Here is a 22,190-nt window from a genome sequence, read left to right on the forward strand (position 1 = left end):
AGGGTGCCACTGCTGGCTTGTCCAGCAGTGCTCGTGGCGAAATGGTAAAGCGATCCAATGCTTGACCGGCTTCTAGGCGAAGCCAGCTACCAAAACCGAGCCACCAAGATGCAGTCAAAGCCAGCCACGATTGAGCTTCAGACTTCGTTGGCCAATGCGTACAATTCAAACATGTCCGACTTTATCTACCTCGACAACCATGCGACAACCCGGGTCGACCCACAAGTTTTGGACGCGATGCTGCCGTATTTCCGCGACGAGTTTGCTAATGCAGGCAGCCTTTCTCACGAAATGGGCCGTCAAACGGCAGAGTCAGTCGCCCAGGCATTAGGCTCGCTTGCGCACGAGCTCGGCACAACCAGCGATCAGCTAGTCATCACCAGCGGAGCTACCGAAGCTGCCAATTTAGCGATCTTCGGCGTTTGCCAACATCCTCGACAGAAACGCCGCAAAATTGTTGCCGTCCAAACGGAACACCAAGCGGTCCTCGATCCGATCGCCCGGTTGGTCGACCAAGGGTTCGAAGTCGATTGGCTGCCAGTTTACCCACAGGGGCATCCCGCCGCTGGCACCGTTGATCTCGACGCTGCTGATGCGATCATCGATGACCATACAGCGTTAGTGTGCGTTATGCTCGTCAACAACGAAATTGGCGTAATTCAACCGATCGCCGAATTAGCGAAACGATGTCAAGCGGTCGGAGCCATCAGCTTTTGCGATGCAACGGCTGGTGTTGGGAAACTGAGCGTCGACGTTTCAGAACTGGGCGTCGACATGCTTTGTTTTTCGGCTCATAAGTTCTACGGTCCCAAAGGCGTCGGCGGGCTTTACGTGAACGGCAATAACCGTGGCCTTCGTGTGCGAGCTCAAATTTTAGGCGGCGGGCAGCAACGAAACCTGCGATCCGGGACGCTGAATGTGCCTGGAATAATCGGCATGAGCCAAGCTCTCGAAATCGCTCGCGAAGTTCACGTTACTGAACGAAAAAGGCTCGGTACGCTACAATCGTATTTTTCAGATAAGTTGTTAGATCATTTGGGCGACGATCTCACTTTGAATGGTCCCGTGGTCACAAGTGATCCTGATCAGCATCGCATTGCCGAAAATTTGAATTTTCAGTGGCGAGGCGTCGAGGGCCAGTCGCTGATGCTCTCGGTACCAAATCTTTGTTTCAGTACCGGTAGCGCATGCAGTTCGGCAAAACAAACGGTTAGTCATGTCCTCACGGCGATCAGTTTGGAAGTTGACAACGCGCGATGTTCTACTCGTTTTGGACTTGGCCGCTTCACAACACGTGAAGAAATCGACACTGCCGTCGATTTACTCGTCGCAGGCTATCGAATGCTCCGGCTGTAGGACTCAATCGTCTCATAATTAGAATTTTCGAGGACTACCGCCGGACGACAGCAAACGCAAGTCGCTGCAGTTCCAGCGCAAGGTCCACGTCCAGCACGGCAGCGTCACCCGACTCGCGTCGCACACTGACTGGAGCGAAATTGAGTATTCCTGCGATCCCGATTGCGTTCAGCCGAGCGGCCATTACTTCGGCACTGGCCGCATTCACCGCAAGAATGGCAAGTTGGATTCCTTCTTGCGTAACGAACTCTTCGATTGCATCCTCTGATTGGACAATATGCCCGTGTACTTTCGTTCCGATCTTTTTTGGATCGCTATCAAAGACGCCTGCTAGGTTAAAACCTTGTTCTCGAAAGCCTTTGTAGCCCGAAAGCGCTTGGCCTAAATTGCCCATTCCGATCAAAACGACTCGCCAGAGACGGTCGGTACCGAGCACTTCACGAATCGCCCGCGACAGTTCCTTGGTCGGATACCCGACGCCGCGTCGGCCAAACTGACCGATGTGTGAAATGTCGCGACGCACTTGTGAATCAGAAAGCCCGAGGCGGTCGGCGAGTCCACTTGAGCGAATATAGGTAATCCCAGCTCGCGAAAGTTGCTGCAGTTCGCGAAGGTATAGCACCAGTCGCGTAACTGTCGATTTCGGAATTGCTGCTGTATCTTCGTTTGAGTCGTTAATCATCCGAATTCTCTGTTTCATCCATCAGCGGGACGGGAGTTTGGACGTTCCATTCGAGGTCATCTGCAGCAGGATTGCCGGATCCTTTGTCTCTATTGTACTCGAGCGAGGCCCGCTCGCGTAAATCGGAATCAACGACGCAATTTCTAAGGTATGGGAACGTCTTAGTGTGCTGAAACGACCCACCATCAGATGGGTGGAGGACGGTTCGCATTCTGCGGAAGAAACGTCACCGGACTTGAGGCAAACCGCAGTTGGTCGTTACGACCGGTAAAGTCAGAACAACTTTGTCCTCCATTCTTCACTAAGCCATCTATTCTTCCCCTTCGTTCTATTTTTCTTATGGCACCTTTATTCACCAGTCGATGAATCTGGTGCTTTGAGAACTCGTTCCCCAGCACACCCATTTTACCACGACGCCGCTCTGTTCTCGTCAAGCACGCTTCTGTTCCGCAAAACGGAGGCGAGCAGGGACGGGAGCACCCGGCTTCTCCTGACGAGAGAAGGAGATGTCGAATCGAGGTGGGACGTTAAGTATGGATCTTAACGCTGGAACTAACGTGTCGCTCAAGGTTGCTTTGGACGAACCCGTCAAAGTAGGTCAATTTTTGTCTTGTTTCCCCAGCGATTGAATCCCTTAAGGAGATCGGTGATGAAGAAAGTTTTCGCTTTACCAGCTTTGGCGGCTTTGCTGACCGCTTGGACTGGTAACACTGCCAACGCTGCTTACTGCGGCGCTGTCAGTTATGATAACTGTGGTTGCGGAGTCGTTGACTCCTGTGGACCGCAGACATACACCGTTATGAAAACGGTACAAAAGGTTGTTTACGAGCAAGAAACAGTAAACGCCACTCGAATGGAAAACCAAGTGGTCTATGAAGACCAAACGGTTACTCGCAATCGTGTAGAGCGCGAGACCCAATATCGTGACGTTAGCTACACTGTTAACGTCCCAGTATACGAAACAAAGACCGGCGTTCGCAACTACGTTGTGAAGAAGCCTGTGTACGAAACACACACCAAGCAAGTTGCTTACACGGTCCGCAAACCAGTGTACGAAACACACAGCAAGGTTGTGAACTACACGGTGATGAAGCCTGTGTACGAGACCCATGAAAAGGTTATCAACTACACAGTTCGTAAGCCTGTTACTGAGACTCGGACAAAGATCGTTAACTATACGGTCATGAAGCCAGTGCATGAAACGCACAGCAAGGTTGTTAACTACACGGTTATGAACCGCGTTGTTGAAAACCACGAGCGAACCGTTAACTACACCGTTATGGTGCCAGTTACCGAAACTCGCGAACGAACTGTAACTTCCAACGTAACTCGTCCTGTTACCACAACCAAGACCATCCAGGTTCAAGGCGGTCACTGGGACACTGTTTCCGAAGAAGTTGCTGGTCCAGTTGTTCGTAAGGTAGTTCGTGAGCCAGGCAGCTGGACATTCGATCCAAGCACCTGCAAGAACGTTTACTGCCCAGGCGAATGCCGAGTTGAATGCGTACAGTGCCCACCAAAGACCGTTTGCAAGAAGGTCTGGGTTCCAACATGCGAAGAGAAGACAGTTGAGTGCACAAGCTACGTAACGGAATGCCAAACCAAGGTTGTTCCTTACACTGTAACCAAGTGCGTTCCAGAATGCCGTACCAAGGTTGTTCCTTACACCACTTGCAAGATGGTACCTGAGTGCCGTAGCAAGACTGTAAACTACACGACCTGCAAGATGGTTCCTGAGTGCCACAGCAAAGAAGTTAGCTACACCGTTTGCAGCTATGTCTGCGAGCCACGTAGCAAGGTTTGCACCTACACAACTTGCAAGATGGTTCCAGAATGCCGTAGCAAGACTGTTAACTACACCACCTGCAACATGGTTTGCGAGCAACGCGTTAAAGACGTTTGCTACACAACCTGCAAGATGGTTTGCGAGCAACGTTCGCAAGAGTACAGCTACAAGGTTTGCCACATGACAACCGAGTGCCGTACAAAGCAAGTACCTTACTGCGTAACCAAGTGCGTTCCTTACACCACCACGGTGAAGGTTGCCAAGTGCGTTAAGGTTTGTGTTCCTTACACTTACACCCGATGCGTTCCAAAGACCGTTTGCGAAGAAGTTCCAGTAACCGTTAGCTGCGGTGGTGCTTCGGCTTGCGATCCTTGTGCAAACGCTGGTAGCAGCAACGGTGGATTGTTGAACGGTCTGTTCAACGGTCGCCTACGTCGAATTGGCAAGAACCTGTTGGGCGGATGCCACAGCAGCTCTTGCGGATGTGCAGCTCCAGCTGCTGATTGCGGTTGTGGATGCTAGTGTAGAAATTCAGTTGAAGAACCTCACAGCGATTGTGGAGCATTTGTAACGTAATCCCAATCGCTGCCGATCTGGTTCGAAAACTGGATAAGTGAATCAAGACAAAAACGCCAAGTAACTCGGGTGCCATGAACGGCTCCTTGTTACTTGGCTTTTTGCATTTAGTAAGTACTCATTTCGTAGCTGCGTTCGCCAAGAACCCTCTTTGTAGCTGCGTTCGCCAGAACGCGGGTGAAGTTCGGTGCGTGTCCTGAAAAAGGTTGGCCGATTCCGGAAAAAGGTTGGCCGTTTCCTGAAAACGGGTGCCACTTCTGGCTTGTCCAGCAGTGCTCGTGGCGAAACGGAAAAGCTTTCCACTACGCCCCCGGCTTCCGACGAAGCCAGCTATGATGCGCTTGGTTGCGCTTGCCTCCGCCTGAAGGCGGTACTACGAACAGATCCCTGAAAACGGGTGCCACTGCTGGCTTGTCCAGCAGTGCTCGTGGCGAAACGGAAAAGCTTTCCACTACGCCCCCGGTTTCTGGCGAAGCCAGCTACGATGCAGCGAAGCGAAGCTCGTCGTACCATCCAATCAAACTGGAACGATTTGCTCCAATCCAACCCAGACCTTCGTCTCACCAAGTTCAGCTTCGATAACCGACACGTTATCTTGCAAGGATGATAACAAAGTCAGCTCCACACCCAACGTCTCCGGCAAAATCATTTGCTCGAACGACTTAAGGGCCGACAGTACATTTGTTTCCTCACTGACCAAGACAATCTTGATGCGGTCCGTAAACTGAAAACCCTGCTTCTTTCGTTGATCCTGAATCAAACGAATTGCATCGCGTGCAATGCCTTCGTCGATCAACTCCTTGTTAAGCTCCGTTGATAGTACAACGACACACTGTTTGCCCTGCGCTGCAGCCCAGCCTTCCTTCGCTTTCAATCGCACCTGAAGCTCTTCGCTGTTGAACTGCATTGGCTGTCCACCTAAAACAAGTTCTACAATACCCTTGCTGTTCAGTTGGTCCAGCAAATCCGCACCATTTGCTTTGGCCAATTCCGCTTTCAAAGTCGGAAGGAGTTTGCCAACCTTGGGTCCCAGAGCACGAAAATTCGGCAAAACTTCGTACTCGATGTAGGGGCTCGATCCGCTACCGTAATGAATCTCTTTGACGTTCAGCTCTTCACGGACGATCTCATCATGCAGTTTAAGCCAGCCAGCGTGCTTGTCGTCGACCAAAGTCACTTCGACTCGTGCCAGAGGTTGACGGACCTTCAATCTCGATTCCATACGCGCCGAACGACCAAGCGATGCAATTTCGCGCAAAAGCTTCATTTGCACCGAGAGATCGCGGTTGATCAAAGCCGTATCGGCCGTAGGATAGTCGCACAGATGAACACTTTCTCGCACCTGAGTTTTTACACTCGCCGTCAAGTGATGCCATAGCGATTCCGCCAAGAATGGTGTGAACGGTGCGATGAGTTTGCTAATGGTGATCATGCATTCGTACAGCGTCCAATACGCGTCGATTTTTTCGACGGCCTGCGTATCCTCTGCCCAGAAACGATTGCGGCTGCGTCGCACGAACCAGTTGCTCATCGCGTCTACTAATTCGTTCATCGACTGGCACGCACCGTAGCTATCGTAACGATCCATGCGCGCTCGCACGTCCTCAACGCAACCGTGCAGTTCGCTCATCATCCAGCGATCTAACTCACCACGTTCGGACACCGAGCGGTAACCGCTATGACCGGCACCAGCGAGGTTGTCCATTTGATCGTCGACGACGCCGCCTTTGGATGGGCCAGCGAAACCATCGATTTCCGCGTAGATCGTAAAAAAGCTAAACACATTCCATAGCCGGAGCATAAATTCAGGAATGCTGTCGCGAATCGCCCGCTCGCTGTACAAAATCGAATTCCATGGTGGCTGATTCGCATAGAAGTACCAGCGAAGAGCGTCGGCACCAAACTTGTCAAAGATTTCGCTTGGGCTGCGATAGTTTCGCAACGATTTGCTCATCTTGCCCGACTTCTGAACGTAGTTCTTGCCGCATGCGTTCTTCGCATCCTCTTCGCTCAGAAAACGTTGTTTGCCATCTTTGCTCTCATACCACTCGGCCAGCATCAATCCTAACACGATGCAGTTCCGAAACGGATGCGGATACTTGTGAGCGGGCAGTTCATCGTTCGCTTCGCTGAACATCATCGTGCTGATCGCCAATTGGCTATAGAACCAACCACGCGTCTGGTCGATCGCTTCGCTGATGAAGTCCGCAGGAAACTGCTTCTTGAATTCCGCTTGATTCTTATGCGGATAGCCCCACTGTGCAAAGGGCATTGCGCCGCTGTCATACCAACAATCGATTACTTCCGTGACTCGTCGCATACGCGCGGTCGCAACGAATGGCGACTGGTAAGTAACGGCGTCGATGTAAGGTTTGTGGACCTTCAGATCTTCGACGAGTTCTGGGTTGGCTTTCTTCGCCGCAGCCCAGACTTCGGTTCCCTGCACGTCGGGTTTGGTGAGCAATTCGTCGTAACTGCCGATCGCTTCCATCTTTCCTGTAGCCTCGCAAACCCAGATCGGCAGCGGAGTTCCCCAGTAGCGTTCGCGCGACAATGCCCAGTCCACGTTGCTTTCCAGGAAGTTTCCGAATCGACCGTCACGAATATGCTCTGGCTGCCACGCAATCTGCTGATTATTCGCCAACATTGCATCTTTGAACTGCGTGGTGCGTACAAACCAGCTTTCGCGCGGATACTGGATCAGCGGGTCACTTTCAGCTCGCCAACAGAATGGATAATCGTGGACGTACTGAGATTGCATCCATAACGTATTGTTGTCTTTGAGCTGGCGGATGATCGCTTTGTCAGCATCCTTGACCCATTCGCCCTGGTGGTCCGGAACTACGTCGGTAAATTTACCATCTGGTCCCACTGCGCAGATTAACTTGGGAGCGGTGCCGGCGACGAATTTTGCTTGTTCGTCGGCAAGTACGCCATAGTCCGCTTCGCCGAAAGCAGGTGCCATGTGCACCAGTCCTGTGCCTGAGTCGGTCGTCACAAAGTCCGCTGGAACGACTCGCCAAGCCTGCTGGACTTTCGTCCCGTCGTGCAACTCACCCTGCTGCCGACCAATTGAATCATAATAGTAGCCAAACGGCGGCCGGTAGGTCTTGCCAATCAAGCTCGATCCCTTAACCAATTTCTGTACCGTCAGCTCTCGTTTTGATTTTTCGGCTAGGTCTGCCACAAGCGCTTCGGCCACAACAATCGTTTCACCCGTTTCCCCGTCGGTGCAATAAGCATAGCTGAGCTGTTCGTGCACGGCGGCAAACTGGTTGCTGGGCAAGGTCCACGGCGTTGTGGTCCACACAAGCAACGACGTGTTAGGCTCGTCGTCTAAAGCAAATTTTACATAGACGCTCGGGTCAGCCACTTCGCGGTAGCCTTGACCAACTTCGCCGCTGCTGAGTGCTGTTCCGCCTTGAGCCCACCACCAAACGATTTTATGGCCACGATAGAGCAAACCGCGGTCGAACAGATTCTTGAGCGACCACCACACCGATTCGATGTAGCTTTGATGGTAAGTCACGTAAGCTTGGGACAGGTCTATCCAAAAACCAATTCGCTCGGTCAGCCGCTCCCATTCCTGCATGTAGCGCCAGACGCTTTGTTGACACTTTTGAATGAACGGCTCGACGCCGAACGCCTCGATCTCTTCCTTGCTATGGATGCCAAGCTCCTTGCAGACTTCGACTTCGACCGGCAAGCCATGCGTATCCCAACCGGCTCGACGCTCGCAATGGTAGCCGGTCATGGTGCGATAGCGAGGAAACAGATCCTTGATCGCCCGCGTCAAACAGTGGCCCGGATGCGGCATTCCGTTAGCAGTCGGCGGGCCTTCGAAGAAGACGAACGGCTTACAGCCTTGCCGCGCGGCCAGCGATTTCGCATAAATGTCTTGAGATTTCCAAAATTGCAGGACTTCTTCTTCTTGCTTTGGGAAATTGACATCGGTGCCTACGGCTTTGAACATGCGATTGACTTTGGAGTACGGACGAGGACTGGAATGTCTGCCATTTTCACTGCGAACGGTGATTCGGCAAGGTCACTCTCTCGAGGAAACGGACCCAGGTTCAATCGCGTTGTGTTACTGAATCGCGGAGCGATGGCATTTGCTAGCCTGGGGGGGAGCGAAACGAGCTGAAGGCGAGTTTACGCGGAACCCCAGGTATAACGCCCCAAAGATTTCTGAGTCGCGGCGCGACGGCATTCAATTCAGCATCACGTCAACGTGAGGCCACCGTCGTTTTAACCTTCTGCCGTCGCTCCGCGACTCAAATGCATCTGGCGCCTTCCTTCCTGGGACTTACGTCCGTCTGTCATTGCTCCGCAATTCGCAGATATAAGCGCATCGTAGCTGGCTTCGCCAAGAAGCCGGGGATGTGTTGGGAAGGTTTGCCGTTACGCCACGAGCACTGCTGGACAAGCCTGCAGTGGCACCCTTTTCAGGATCGACCGAAGATCCTTTTTCCGTATTGCCCCTAGAACCTTTTCAGGAACCGCACCTAACTTCAACCGCGTTCTGGGCGAACGAAGCGACGGAAGAGGATCGCAAACGCTTCGTTCAAACGCGACGTCGCTACGCGAGCAGGTCGGTGATGACTCGGGCTGGTTCGACACCGGTAAGCTTATTATCCAACCCCTGGAACTTATAGGTGAATCGTTCGTGTTCGATCCCCAGCATGTGCAACACTGTCGCGTGAAAATCACGGATGTGGACCGGGTCCTTCACAATGTTGTACGAAAAATCATCGGTCTCACCGTAAATCGCTCCGCCCTTTGCCCCGCCACCAGCCATCCACATCGTGAAACAGCGTGGATGATGGTCGCGGCCATAATTCGTAGTACTCAAACCGCCTTGAGAATAAATCGTCCGTCCAAACTCGCCGCCCCAGATGATCAGCGTCGAATCTAGCAATCCACGTTGCTTCAAATCAGTGATTAACCCATAAGTCGCTTGATCGATGTCTTTGCACTGGCTAGGCAAACGGTCCTTCGTGTTCCCGTGGTGATCCCAATTGTTAAGATAAACTTGCACAAAACGTACGTCACGCTCAACCATCCGCCTCGCGAGCAACACTGTGTTCGCGAATGATCCTGGCTTCTTGGCCGCTTCGCCGTACAGTTCATACGTGCTTTCTGGCTCGTCGTTGATATTTGTCAAGTCTGGGACGCTCGCTTGCATACGAAAGGCAAGCTCATATTGTTGGATACGCGTATGCGTTTCAGGATCGCCGACAGCTTGATAGGTCCGCTCGTTCAACTGGCGGAGGCCGTCGAGCATTTCGCGACGCATCGCCGTCGGAATGCCAGCGGGGTTGTTGATATAAAGAATCGGATCGCCGCTCGAGCGGAAATTTACTCCCGCATGCTCCCCGGACAAATAGCCACTTGACCAGAGCCGCGCAGAAATCGCTTGAATCTGTTCGGTGTTAGTCGGCTGCGCGACCAACACGACAAACGTCGGCAGGTTGCTATTCATTGAACCGAGACCGTAAGAAATCCAAGAGCCAATGCAAGGACGGCCGGTGACCATATTGCCGGTTTGCATATACGTGATCGCCGGTTCGTGGTTGATCGCTTCTGTATGCATGCTGCGGATAAAGCACATTTCGTCCGCTACCTTCGAAGTCCACGGCAGCAATTCGCTCATCCACATCCCACACTCGCCATGCTGAGCGAACTTGTACATGCTAGGAGCAATTGGAAAGCGAGATTGGCCGCTGGTCATCGTGGTCAGTCGCTGACCATTGCGAATCGATTCCGGCAGGTCTTTGTCATACCACTCGTTCATCTGCGGTTTGTAGTCGAACAAATCCATTTGCGAAGGTCCGCCGACCATATGCAAATAGATTACGCGCTTTGCCTTAGGTGCGAAATGCGGCAAGCCTAGTGGCGATTGCTCAAAGGTAACCGGTTGTTCCCCTGCAAACGCTGCTCCAGCACCCAAGTGCGCAAGTGCGGCCATGCCGAGTGCATTGCCGCCATGACGAAAAAACTGACGCCGAGTTTCCATCTGAACCCAGCGCTGGAATTCGGGATGAACTGGCGGCATATTTTGTGGATTTCGTGACATCATTTGCAAAGTACCTCGTCCAAGTTCATCATTTGGTTCAAAACCAGCGTCCATGCCGCATGTTCCGCCAGCGGAATCTCTGCATTTCGCTCTGCCGCACCAATTGCCAGTAAGGCGGTTGCTTCTTCTGAGTTCGCTTCATAAAACGCTCGTGCACTCGATAGTGTCTGCAGCACAATCTGCGTCTCTTCCTGCGCAAACTCGCGGCCCAAGATGCGAAGCGACAACGCACTAATTTGCGACTCATCGTTCTCAAATTCACCGCTAGCGATCATCTTGCCGGCAAGAACACGCGCGGCTTCGATATACTGCGGGTCGTTCATAGTAACTAATGCTTGCAGAGGAGTGTTGGTTCGTTCCCGCCGAACGGTGCAGACTTCACGAGCTGGCGCGTTGAAGATATCCATGGAAGCGGGCGGGGCGGCTCTTTTCCAGAACGTATACATGCTGCGACGATACAGCATCGGCGCTTCGTCTTGCTTATAAATACGCGTGTCGCTCTCAGGCATCGCGACCGCTTCCCAGACACCTTCGGGTTGATAAGGCCGAACGCTTCGACCGCCGATTAATGGGTTTAACAGACCGCTGACCGATAGAGCGTAGTCCCTTACCATTTCCGCATCCATTCGATAGCGAGGCCCGCGGCTAAGGTAGATGTTTTCAGGATCCTTCTCGAGCTTTTCAGGTGTGACGGCAGGCGATTGCCGGTACGTCGCACTCGTCACCATTTGGCGGTAAAGCTGTTTGAGGTCCCAGCCGTTGGTCCGAAAATCGATAGCCAAATAATCGAGCAACGCTTGATTGGTAGGCAACATACCTGTCGTACCGAAATCGCCAGCCGTAGCCACAATCCCGCGACCGAACAACTCTTGCCAACATCGATTCACCGTGACGCGGGCCGTAAGTGGATGGTCGTCAGAAACTAACCACTGTGCAAGCCCAAGTCGGTTCGGTGGAAATCTATCTGCCATGGCAGGCAAAATTGCAGGCGTCTCAGGGTAAACTTCGTCGCGGCGCTGGTCGTATTCGCCACGATTCAAAATGTAGGCAAGCGGTTTCGTTTCACGTTCAGCCATGACGTGAGCTTGCGTCCCCTTGCTTTCAATCTGAGCAATCTCGGAATCAACTGCACTCTTGCTCGCGAGCAACTGCTGGTGCTCGGTGTCGAAACGCTTGAGATAGTAGCTGAATAAGCCGTTTCGTTGTTCTTCCGTTAACGCAGCGTCTTCTTTGGAAAGCAAGAACAATGTTTGCCGATCGCCGGACAAAGACGACACTAGTTGCTCACTTACAATGCCGTCGAAAAGCCGTATATCTTGGATGGCGACACCAGGCGTGGATGCTCCGATGTGACGACCTCCAAGTTTAAATGGTACGTCTGTCTGCGTTGTGCTCGAGAGCGAATTCTGAGCTATCGTTAGTTTTGTCGGCACGCCGTTCAAGTAGCATCGGAACCCTTCGGCCTTATTCGTGCCATCGTACGTGAATGTGACGTGCGTCCATTGATCGTTGGTTAAGACCGCTTCGGAAACGACCTTCGCAGCGTTCTCAGGCCATTTGTTGATCAAGTGCATGGCGACACGTCCGCCTTCAAGCCAGACGTCCCAACCGCGGTGTTCACTATTTGGGTCCATCCGGGCAATAACGGCACCGTTGGGGGGATTCGCGGGCGGTTTGATCCAAAGCGCGACACTATAGGACTGAGTATTTTCGAATCGGCCTGCCTCGGGCCATGCGACTTGTAAGGCGTCTTGGTTGACCCAAGCGCTCTCTGCAATGGCGCCGTTCGTACGTTGAGGATCTGCCGTTAACGTTTTGGAGTGAACGCCGGGCGTAGCATCGCTAAAGTAGATCTGCCTGCCATTGCCCTCGCTGGCAGGAACATGGAACTGCAGTTTGGCTTCGCTGGCGTTCAATGCTTGTAGGTGCGATGATTCGATCTGCGCGAACGCTTCTTGGGAGGTTCGCCAAGCGGTGAAGGGCTCGTGGGCAGCATTGCGGCGAGCTGCGATCTGGCCGTCAAGCGTCTGTCGTTGTTGCTTGAGTTCAGTGTACCGCGGGCGATCTCCCATTCTCGGCACGACGACCGTTGGCGGCGTGTCTTTGCGATTGCCGTCGCGTGGGCCTTGCGTTGTGTTGTTAAAGAACGCTGACAGTTCGTAGAATTCACGTTGGCTGATAGGATCAAACTTGTGATCGTGGCAGACAGCGCAGCCGACGGTTAGGCCTAGCCATACTGCACCTGTCGTTTCGACGCGGTCGCGTGCGTAGAGCACAACGTATTCTTCATCGATAATGCCCCCTTCGTTCGTCGTGATATTGCAACGTTGAAAGCCGGTGGCGATCTGCTGGTCAAGCGTTGCGTTAGGCAACATGTCGCCCCCCAACTGCTCGACGGTAAACTGGTCGAAAGGCATGTTGTCGTTGAAGGCGCGGATGACCCAGTCGCGATAAGAATACATTTCGCGATAGTTGTCAAAGTGAATGCCGTGCGTGTCGGCATAGCGAGCATAGTCCAGCCAATATCGTCCTCGATGCTCGCCCCAAGTCTCCCGATCCAATAGACAGTCAACGTAACGTTCGTAACGATCAGGGTTCGGATCGGCCAAGACTTTCTCGATCTCTTCCGGCGTTGGCGGAAGACCAGTAAGGTCTAGGCACGCACGACGGATCAGCGATCGTAGGTCTGCTTCGGGCGATGGCGTCAGGCCTTGCTCATCGAGTTTCGCGAGCACAAAACTGTCGATCGGGTTGCGCACCCATTCCGGTTTGCTAACTTGAGGGACCTCGGGCATAACCGGAGCTTCGAATGACCAGTGCTTTTCGTAATCGGCACCTTGTTCGACCCAAAGCCGCAGCGTTTCCTTTTGAGCGTCGGTCAGAACTTTGTGAGAGTCCGGTGGTGGCATAATCGACTCAGGATCGTCGGAAAAAATCCGGTCAATCAAGAGGCTCGACGAAACACTACCGGGATCGATCGCACCGGCGTCAATTGCCGCTTGGCGGTCGTCGAGTCGCAGGTCGGCTTTGCGAGTGTTCGCATCAGGGCCATGACACGCCAAGCACGTATCGGCCAAGATCGGGACGATGTCGCGTGTAAAGGTGACCTTGTGGGGTTCGTTTTGCGTTTCAGCGATTCCATCTGCGAACGCAAAGGAATTTCCCAGGCAGACAAGGGGCAGACTGACTGATAAAAACAAAATCCGACGCATTTGCGGGAAGTCTTTCGACCAAGAGGGCGATCGTAAAGTCATAGGTGGTTAGGCTTTGGGATTTCGAACACTAGCAACGAGGGGCGGAAAAACTTGTCCGGTTGTTGGCGTTTGCTCGATCAGCTGTGGAAGCGACGACTCGTGGACGGCTAACGGGGATCGTAGTCGCATTTAATAGGTGGGGGGCTGTTAGCTCCTCCATTATGGCAGACAAAAGCCGTCTGTTCAACAAAGCTTGGTCTAGTGGAGCAATAAACGACTGATTTATCGCATCCAAGCTGGTATTGCTAGAAGCCGGGGGACGTGTTGGATAGCTTTTCTTTTTCGCTACGAGCACTGCTGGGCAAGCCAGCAGTGGCACCCTTTTCCAGAGGATCTGTTCGTAGTACCGCCTTCAGGCGGAGGCAAGCGCAACCAAGCGCATCGTAGCTGGCTTCGCCAGAAGCCGGGGGACGTGTTGGATAGCTTTTCTTTTTCGCCACGAGCACTGCTGGACAAACCAGCAGTGGCACCCTTTTCCACGGATCGGCCGCTTTTTCCGAAGCTACACCTTTTTCAGGAAGCACACCTAAATACACCCGCGTTCTTGGCGAACGCAGCTACGGGAGTTGCGGGCCGCGGCACCGATACGGCTAGCCGCTTGCTGAAAAAGTTTAGTTAACCGGCAAAGTTTACCTAAACGTTACAACCGGACCTCGACGATAAAAAAGATGGTGGCGCAGTGTCGCCGTTTTTCTTCAGCCCGAGCGAACTAAGATTATGAACAATTCCGGTCGGCAAACTAGCTTAGCCAACCTCGCTAAGTTCACTTGCCCAGGCATTTTACTGGTACAGAGTGTTGTCGGAGTCGCCTCCGCCGTCGCTCAGCCGCCCGCCAACTGGCAAACTGCGTCGGTCGCCAAGCCGGTTTGGAGCGAAACGAGTTCTCCCGCAGGGCCATCCAATTTCATCCAGCTCGCTCCAATTCAAGGCCGTCAGTATAGCCCCGTCATTACAGCTTTAGCTAGCGATCGGACAAGCCAAACATTGGTCGCGGCAGGCGACGACCACGCCATCCGCTGGATCGACATCGGCAGCGGAAAGACGCAACTGATCTTGGAAGGCCATACCGACTGGGTTCGTCGTGTAGCGTTTATGCCTACGCTCGGCAAAGATCTGCGATTGCTGAGCTGCGGAGACGATGGAAAGGTAATCCTGTGGGCGTGGAATGCGGATGATCCGCGCAGCGTCCAGAAGACCGTCTTGCTACAAACCGACCATACTCTGACCGCTTTAGCCATAGACCCGCAAGCCCAACGCGTCTGTGTCGGCGGCTTCAGCAACGAAATCTATATCTGCTCGCTTGAGTCCAACAAACTGATTAACAAATTTCACTGCGAATGTGGCGATCAACGCGATTTTGTATTCACGCAAGACGGTCAGCGCGTCATCGCTGGCGGGCGCGATGGAGCTGTTCATGTGTTTAATGTTCAAACTGGGAAGCTAGAACATGACTATCACTTGCACCGTGGACGTCTGAGGTCACTGACATTGGACGCATCCGGCAACATACTTACCAGTGTTGGTGAAGATCGCGTGGTGAATCAAATTAACTGGGAAACGGGCGAGACCTTGGTGTCGACGAAGCTGCGCTCAGGCAAACTGCTGGCGTTGGAACTGATTGACGACGAACGAATGGTTGCTGCTGGAGCGGACAACACTGTTCAAGTGTTGGACCGTCGCACCGGTGAAACAATGAATAAGCTCGTCGGACATGATGGCAGCGTCGCCATGATGCTTCGCCACGATGGATATCTGATAACTGCCGGATTTGATACTACGATTCGGCTCTGGGACATAAGCACATTTAGCTCATCCGCACAAGACTCCGCTCCATTGGTTCATCCTGTCCGCAGTCGCTACTACGATTCCGGCGTTAACGAACCCACTTACTGATCGATCCACAGTCGTACCATTTGCAAAAAATCCGTCCTGCACATGGAGGTGCAGCTATGATGCGAATGCCATCATTTTTAACCGGTCGACGAAAAGACTCTCGTCTCCTGCGCACAGCTCTGCGCGACGATACTGTAGTCGGTTCGCCAAACGCTTTTCGCGAACGCGCAAAGGCGGTTGCGCACTTTGACCGTAAGAAGGCGACGCAACGTACGGCGATCTTTGAACAGATGGAAAGCCGCACGATGTTCAACGTCGATCCAATTTGGGTTGGCGGAGTTTACGTCGAGGAAGACACTGGCAGCGATGCCCATGGCGATACATTCTACATCTCGTTCACCGGCGGGGCTGCCGGAACAAAGATGACGAAGCTTATTATCGACGGTGATCAAGGACAGCCGGGTTTCGACCGAGGCGATGTCTTCTTTGACACTTTGCCGACGGGGCTTGGCGCCGACCATGCCTTTCCGTTTGAAATTGTTGAACTGCGAACGGCGAATCCTAATGCAAAAGTAACAGCAGAGGTCGTTGACGGTTCGTCGCAGTTGATTCTGCACTTCGAAAACTTTCAGGCAGGTGATCTGCTGGTCTTTTCAATCGACGTTGAAGAAGTCGAAATCTACGATCCGAGCGAAACTGACCTTGAGATAACGAACGAAGGGTTCGACCCAATTACATCCGGTGTCGAGTTCCAGTCGTCGGCCTTCAAAGCGTACTTTGCTGCTCCGCACTACCAAGACATCGACGGTTCGTCGGAATTCTGGAATCGCTACGATTCGTACCTGGAAGGAACAAATCTGGACCTTCCCCTCGACAACGCCAATGGATTGCGCGACCGAACTGCGGGCACGGCCTTTAGCGTTACGCAGATTCCGAAACCTATCTCGATTGCAGGTACGGTTTTTGTCGACAACAACTTGAATTTGGTCAAGGACGGAAACGAACAGCCGCTCAGCGGTGTCGTACTGGAACTCTACCGAAAAGAAGGAAACCAATTCATATCGACGGGCCATCGAGCTACGACTGATGTGAATGGTAAATATGAGTTCGGCATCAACCTGAATCTTCAGCCCGGAACTTACGAGATCCGCGAAACTCAACCCAACGGCTACTACAGCGTGGGCGCAGTCCCTGGCAAGCTAGCAGATGGTACCATCGTAGGTAGCACGGTTTTGACCAACGCCGACGTGCTGACTCAAATCGAAATCCTGCTGGGCGATCTACACGCAAAAGAACTAAACTTTGCCGAAGCTCAGCCGACCTCGATCCGCGGTTTTGTCTATCAAGATCTTGATAACGACGGCATTCGAGAAGCTGGTGAAGTAGGGATTGGCGGTGTACAAATTCGCCTCGAATCCATATCGACGGTTAACGGTTCTGTTATTCGTACTGCAACGACCGCAGCGGATGGTTCCTACAGTTTCACGAACTTGCCGCCGGGTCGTTACCGCGTTGTTCAAGTCCAGCAGCCGGCCGGCTTTTTTGACGGCAAAGATACCGCGGGACGGGTCGGCAATCAGACGCGCGGTGTGGTAACGGTCAATGAAGTGATCGACGCTATACAATTAAATGGTAACGAGAATGGCGTCGAATTCAACTTTGGTGAACTCCCGCCCAGTACGTTGCAAGGCTATGTGCACATCGTCAATCCAGGCTACGATTGCGATGACACTGATCCAGCTGCTCACACACCGCTGCCAGGCGTAACCGTCCAGTTGCTCAACAGCACCAGTACAGTTGTCGCAACGCAAGTTACCCGAAATGATGGCTCCTATAAGTTCGAAAATCTACCTGCTGGCGTTTATACGATTCGCGAAATAACACCGGCCGGAGTGATCGACGGCGGCGCGACTGTCGGACTAATCAACGGACAGATGGTTGGTCAAGTTGATGGCACTAGCAACATCATTGCGATCAATGTTTTGCCTGGTCAGGACGGCGTTGAGTATAATTTCTGCGAATTGCTGCCGGGCGAGATCTCTGGGCACGTTTTTGAAGATATGAACGACGATGGCATCCGACAAACGGACGAACCGTTGCTTACCGGAGTTCAAATCGACCTGTTCGATGCGGCGGGGAACCTCGTCGATTCCGTGACTACGGACCAGAGCGGATTCTATTCGTTTCGCTTTCTGGGGCCCGGCGTCTATAGATTGCGCGAGACAACGCCAGCCGGATTCTTGGATGGCAAAGATATCGCTGGGACGATTGGCGGAGCTCGCGTTGGCGTTGTCGATTCCGCAGCAGATACCATATCGCAGATCAATTTGCCTCATGGCATGAAAGGCATCAACTACGACTTTGGCGAGTTACGCCCGGGGTCTTTAGCGGGAGCTGTCATCGTTGATGTCAATGATAACAACGTGATTGATACGCCAGCCGAACGACCACTCGCTGGCGTTACCATCCACTTGCTTGATTCCAATGGAAGCATCGTCCAAACGACAACGACGAATGCTAATGGCGAATATCTGTTTACCGATATTCGACCAGGCAAGTATAGCGTTCGCGAAGTCCAACCGAACGGCTTCTTTAATGGAAAAACTTATGTTGGAAGCCACGGCGGAGATGCATCCGAACTGGACCTGATTCGTGGCTTTACGATCAACAGCGGCGCTAGCTTAGTCGACTACGATTTCACGGAAATACCCCCGGCGCAAATCGCTGGTTATGTGTTTATCGACTCCAATGGCGACTGCTTGGTGCAGCCTGGTGAGCAGGCGCTGGCGAACGTGCGCGTCGACTTGATCGATGCCAATGGAGTTGTACTGCAGACGACGCGCACCGCGGCCGACGGATCGTACAGCTTTACCAATCTAGCGCCGGGGCGTTATGCGATCCGCGAAACGCAACCGGAAGGGTACTTCCAAGGTAACCAACGAGCCGGCAGCGGTGGTGGTGATGCGACTGTTCAAGATATTATAACCGCGATCGATATCAACGGTGGCGATGCCCTAGTCAACTACAACTTCTGTGAAATCGAGCCGGGAACGCTGGAAGGCTACGTCTTTATCGATCTCGATGACGACTGCATGCCGGACGTGAACGAAAAGACGCTAAGCGGTGTGCGTATCGATTTGCTCGATTCCTCGGGCAACATCCTAAGGACTACGTATACCGACGCGAACGGTAAGTATCGCTTTGAGAATCTCGCTCCGGGGCGTTACGGTGTTCGCGAGACTCAGCCAGAAGGCTACTTTCAGGGTAAGCAAAAAGCAGGCAGCGGCGGCGGGAACGCGTCTGTTCAGGATATTATCACGGCAATTGACATCGTCGGTGGTGACGATTTAGTCGATTACAACTTTTGCGAACTTGAGCCAGCAAGCCTTGCGGGCGTCGTCTTTGCGGATCTCGATTTAGACTGCATCATGGATCCTAACGAACAGCCGATCTCAGGTGTTCGCGTTGAATTGCTTGATAGCTCGGGACTGGTTATCAATTTTACGGTGACTGATGGTCAAGGCCGATACACCTTTACGAATCTGCAACCTGGTCGCTACAGCGTACGAGAAATTCAGCCACAAGGTTACTTCCAAGGCGGTCAGACTGCACCTGCTGGACGTGCTGGCACCTCGATCGACGACATACTTTCTAATATCGATTTAGCCAATGGTGAGTTTCTGGACGATCTGAATTTCTGCGAAGCGCCCCCAGCGACTATTGCTGGTTATGTTTTCCAAGATGGTGATGTCATCACGAACGCAACTGGCGAAGTTCCAGATGCGTTGCGCCCAGTTCGCGATGGGCAGCGTGATGCAGGCGATAAACCACTGGCGAACGTCGTTTTGGAACTGCGAGCCGTTAGTGGCATACCTTTCCCGTCTTCACGAGCGTTACCTGGTACTTATACTGGCGATACCATAAGGGTGACGACCGACGCGAACGGCTATTTTGAGTTCATGGGATTGCGCCCGGGAACTTACCACGTCTATCAAGTGCAGCCAGAGGGATACGTTGACGGGCTGGATACGCCTGGCACGACCGGCGGTTTGAGCTTGAATCCAGAGGATTTACCGAACGATCCGGAAGCAGCCGGTCTGCTATCTTTACTGGCTTTGGATGATGCTACGAATCCGCGGCACGATGCGATTCTCATGATTCAGATCGGGGCAGGACAGGTATCGCGCGAGAATAACTTCTCCGAAGTGCTCGTGCGTCAAGAACAACCGATTCCGCCAATCGATCCGCCTAAGACGCCATTCGAACCACCACGCGATTTGCCAAGCCTTTATCCGCAACTGCAAGTTGTCTTGCCAACGCCACCGCCGCCAATGATCGTGCCAGATCTTATGATCGCCGGCGCTGCGTCGGCGGACTATACGTGGCATCTGAGTGTTATTAACGCTGGTATGCCGCGTGGCAGTGCGACTGCGATGCAGGTGAATAAGGCAAAGCTGGCCGATATCGCGAGCATCTTGGACGTCTATCATTGGAAAGTTGCCAAGATGAAGTCGTCCGAGTGGAGCTTTGTGTCGGTCGAGCAGAATAAGACGCAGCTTGTATCGAAAAACGCTTTCGATATTCCAGAGGCTATTCCGCTCGCAGGTGATTTCAACGGTGACGGAGTCGATGAACTAGCCTTGTTCCTGGAAGGTGAATGGCTGATTGACGTCAATGGAAACGGTCGCTGGGACGATGGTGACATGTGGGCGAAACTCGGCGACAAAGCCGACATGCCAGTAATCGGCGATTGGGACGGCGACGGAAAAGATGACATCGGTGTGTTTGGTCCCGAGTGGGATGGCGACGACGTTGCGATCACCAATGAAGCAGGTCTGCCAGACTCCGAGAACTTCCGACGCAATCGTCCAAAGAACATTCCACGCGAAGACGAAGTTGCAGAGAATCAGCGACGCATTCTGCAACGCGGCACCGACGGGCTTGGTCGCAGCGATGTGATCGATCACGTGTTCCGCCAAGGCGTTCGGGGCGATCGTCCAATCTCCGGTGATTTTAATGGTGATGGAATATCGACCGTTGGCATCTATCGCGAAGGACGTTGGCGGTTGGATACCAATGGCGATGGTAAATGGAACGCAGCTTCCGACGACCAATTCGAATTTGGCCGCCCAGGCGACATCCCCGTGGTCGGCGATTTCGACGGCGACGGAATCGACGACATTGCCGTGATTCGCAACGGAAAACTAATCGTCGATTCAAACCGCAACGGTCAAGAGGACGTGACGGACCTTGTATTTGAACTTGAGTCGGAAGACGGCGATTACATCGTCGGCGACTTCGACGGGGACGGGATCGACCAAGCCGCTTTGCATCGTGGTCTGTCGCCCGCCAACTATTCACGCGTTGTCGAGCAGAATGCAGCTGCCGCAAAACTAGATCGCTAGGTCAGCATTCTTATCCATACAAAGCGAACGGTGGCCAACAAAAGCCCGTTCGCTTTTTTTGTTTCGCAACTCAAGTAATGGTTGCCTTATCCGAGCTGCCACCGGCGTACTTCGCCACGTCAGAGGTCTGGAGAAATGGCTGTAATCTGCTATGTTAGCAATCGAATTAGTTTACGATGCTTCTTCCGTAGCTGCGTTCGCCTAGAACGTGGTTGAAGTTAGATGCGATTACTGAAAATGGGAGAACTAACCTGATTTAACGGGGGCCTAGCCTGCCAAAAGGGTGCCACTACTGGCTTGTCCAGCAGTGCTCGTGGCGGAACGGCAAAGCTTTCCAATGCTCAACCGGCTTCTGGCGAAGCCAGCTACGATGCGCTTGCAGCGTACTGCGTAGCAACCCTGGAAAGAATTTGTTCGACTTTGATTTGATACCTTCAAGAGTTCTGGAGAAGCTGTGAGCCGATACCTGATTGCTGGAAATTGGAAGATGAATCTTTGCAAGGACGAAGCGATGGCTTTGGTCCACGGCATTTTGGATCAGATCGAACCGACTGACAAAGTCGGTGTTGCCCTCTGCCCGCCAGCCGTCTACTTGCACACGGTAGCTGCCGCTTTGCGTGGCAGCAAAATCGGGCTCGGCGGCCAAAACCTCTACCCAAAGAACGACGGAGCCTTCACGGGTGAAATCAGTGGCAAGATGCTCGCCGATATTGGATGCCAGTACGTTATCCTAGGACACAGCGAACGTCGCGCGATTTTTCATGAGTCGGACGAATTCATCAATCAAAAAGTTTTCGCGGCGTTCGAATCCAAGCTTACTCCAATCGTTTGTGTCGGAGAGACTCTTGAGCAGCGTGAGGCTGGCGAAACGGAAAAGGTTGTTGAGACGCAGTGCAGCGGTTCGCTTGCCAACTTGACAGCAGAACAGATGAGCAACACCGTGATTGCTTACGAACCTGTCTGGGCAATCGGAACAGGTAAGACAGCGTCGCCCGAGCAAGCTGAACAGGTCCACGCATTCATTCGCGGTTGGTTGTCGAACAAGTTCGGTGCCGAGATTGCTGCGAAGGTCATTATTCAGTACGGTGGCAGCGTTAAAGCGGACAACGCTGAAGAGTTGATGGGGCAGCCAAACATCAATGGTGCACTGGTTGGCGGAGCGGCGCTCAAGGCCGATAGCTTCGCTGCCATTTGCCGCGCCGCAAAGTAGACGAACAGTAAC

10 protein-coding genes are annotated in these 22,190 nt (G+C 53.0%); 5 read left to right on the forward strand and 5 right to left on the reverse strand.

Annotated elements, in window-relative coordinates; translation table 11 throughout:
* Positions 1-57 precede the first annotated feature (57 nt).
* Positions 58-1,356 carry a cysteine desulfurase family protein gene (locus SH451x_RS08650; protein ID WP_479362049.1) on the forward strand — a complete coding sequence of 433 codons (1,299 nt, stop codon included), beginning with the start codon at positions 58-60 and terminating at the stop codon, positions 1,354-1,356.
* Between the two features lie 34 nt (positions 1,357-1,390).
* Here the strand turns inward: SH451x_RS08650 and SH451x_RS08655 are convergent, their stop codons facing one another.
* Together SH451x_RS08655 and SH451x_RS08660 are read right to left on the reverse strand one after the other, a co-directional pair.
* Positions 1,391-2,038, reverse strand: a complete 648-nt coding sequence (locus SH451x_RS08655) for a redox-sensing transcriptional repressor Rex (RefSeq protein WP_479362050.1) — start codon at positions 2,036-2,038, stop codon at positions 1,391-1,393.
* Positions 2,031-2,249, reverse strand: a complete 219-nt coding sequence (locus SH451x_RS08660) for a hypothetical protein (RefSeq protein ID WP_479362051.1) — start codon at positions 2,247-2,249, stop codon at positions 2,031-2,033. The genes SH451x_RS08655 and SH451x_RS08660 overlap by 8 nt, the downstream gene beginning before the upstream one ends.
* 438 nt (positions 2,250-2,687) lie before the next feature.
* On the opposite strand from SH451x_RS08660, the gene SH451x_RS08665 reads away from it, so the two are divergent.
* Positions 2,688-4,346 carry a hypothetical protein gene (locus SH451x_RS08665; RefSeq protein WP_479362052.1) on the forward strand — a complete coding sequence of 553 codons (1,659 nt, stop codon included), beginning with the start codon at positions 2,688-2,690 and terminating at the stop codon, positions 4,344-4,346.
* Between the two features lie 571 nt (positions 4,347-4,917).
* Here the strand turns inward: SH451x_RS08665 and ileS are convergent.
* From ileS to SH451x_RS08680, 3 genes are all read right to left on the reverse strand, one after another.
* Positions 4,918-8,373 (reverse strand): isoleucine--tRNA ligase, encoded by a 3,456-nt coding sequence (ileS, locus tag SH451x_RS08670; RefSeq protein WP_479362053.1) that lies wholly within the window; start codon positions 8,371-8,373, stop codon positions 4,918-4,920.
* 606 nt (positions 8,374-8,979) lie between these two features.
* Positions 8,980-10,479, reverse strand: coding sequence for a DUF1501 domain-containing protein (locus tag SH451x_RS08675; protein ID WP_479362054.1), 1,500 nt, complete (start codon positions 10,477-10,479; stop codon positions 8,980-8,982).
* Positions 10,476-13,730 carry a DUF1553 domain-containing protein gene (locus SH451x_RS08680; RefSeq protein ID WP_479362055.1) on the reverse strand — a complete coding sequence of 1,085 codons (3,255 nt, stop codon included), beginning with the start codon at positions 13,728-13,730 and terminating at the stop codon, positions 10,476-10,478. The genes SH451x_RS08675 and SH451x_RS08680 overlap by 4 nt, the downstream gene beginning before the upstream one ends.
* 717 nt (positions 13,731-14,447) lie before the next feature.
* Between SH451x_RS08680 and SH451x_RS08685 the strand changes: the two genes are divergently transcribed.
* The 3 genes from SH451x_RS08685 (at position 14,448) to tpiA (ending at position 22,178) form a co-directional block, all read left to right on the forward strand.
* Complete coding sequence (locus tag SH451x_RS08685; RefSeq protein WP_479362056.1) at positions 14,448-15,623, forward strand: WD40 repeat domain-containing protein; 1,176 nt, start codon at positions 14,448-14,450, stop codon at positions 15,621-15,623.
* Between the two features lie 56 nt (positions 15,624-15,679).
* Positions 15,680-20,968, forward strand: a complete 5,289-nt coding sequence (locus tag SH451x_RS08690; RefSeq protein ID WP_479362057.1) for an MSCRAMM family protein — start codon at positions 15,680-15,682, stop codon at positions 20,966-20,968.
* Between the two features lie 454 nt (positions 20,969-21,422).
* Positions 21,423-22,178, forward strand: coding sequence for a triose-phosphate isomerase (gene tpiA / locus SH451x_RS08695; RefSeq protein ID WP_479362058.1), 756 nt, complete (start codon positions 21,423-21,425; stop codon positions 22,176-22,178).
* Positions 22,179-22,190: the final 12 nt, after the last annotated feature.

This window comes from Njordella aestuarii, assembly GCF_056494165.1.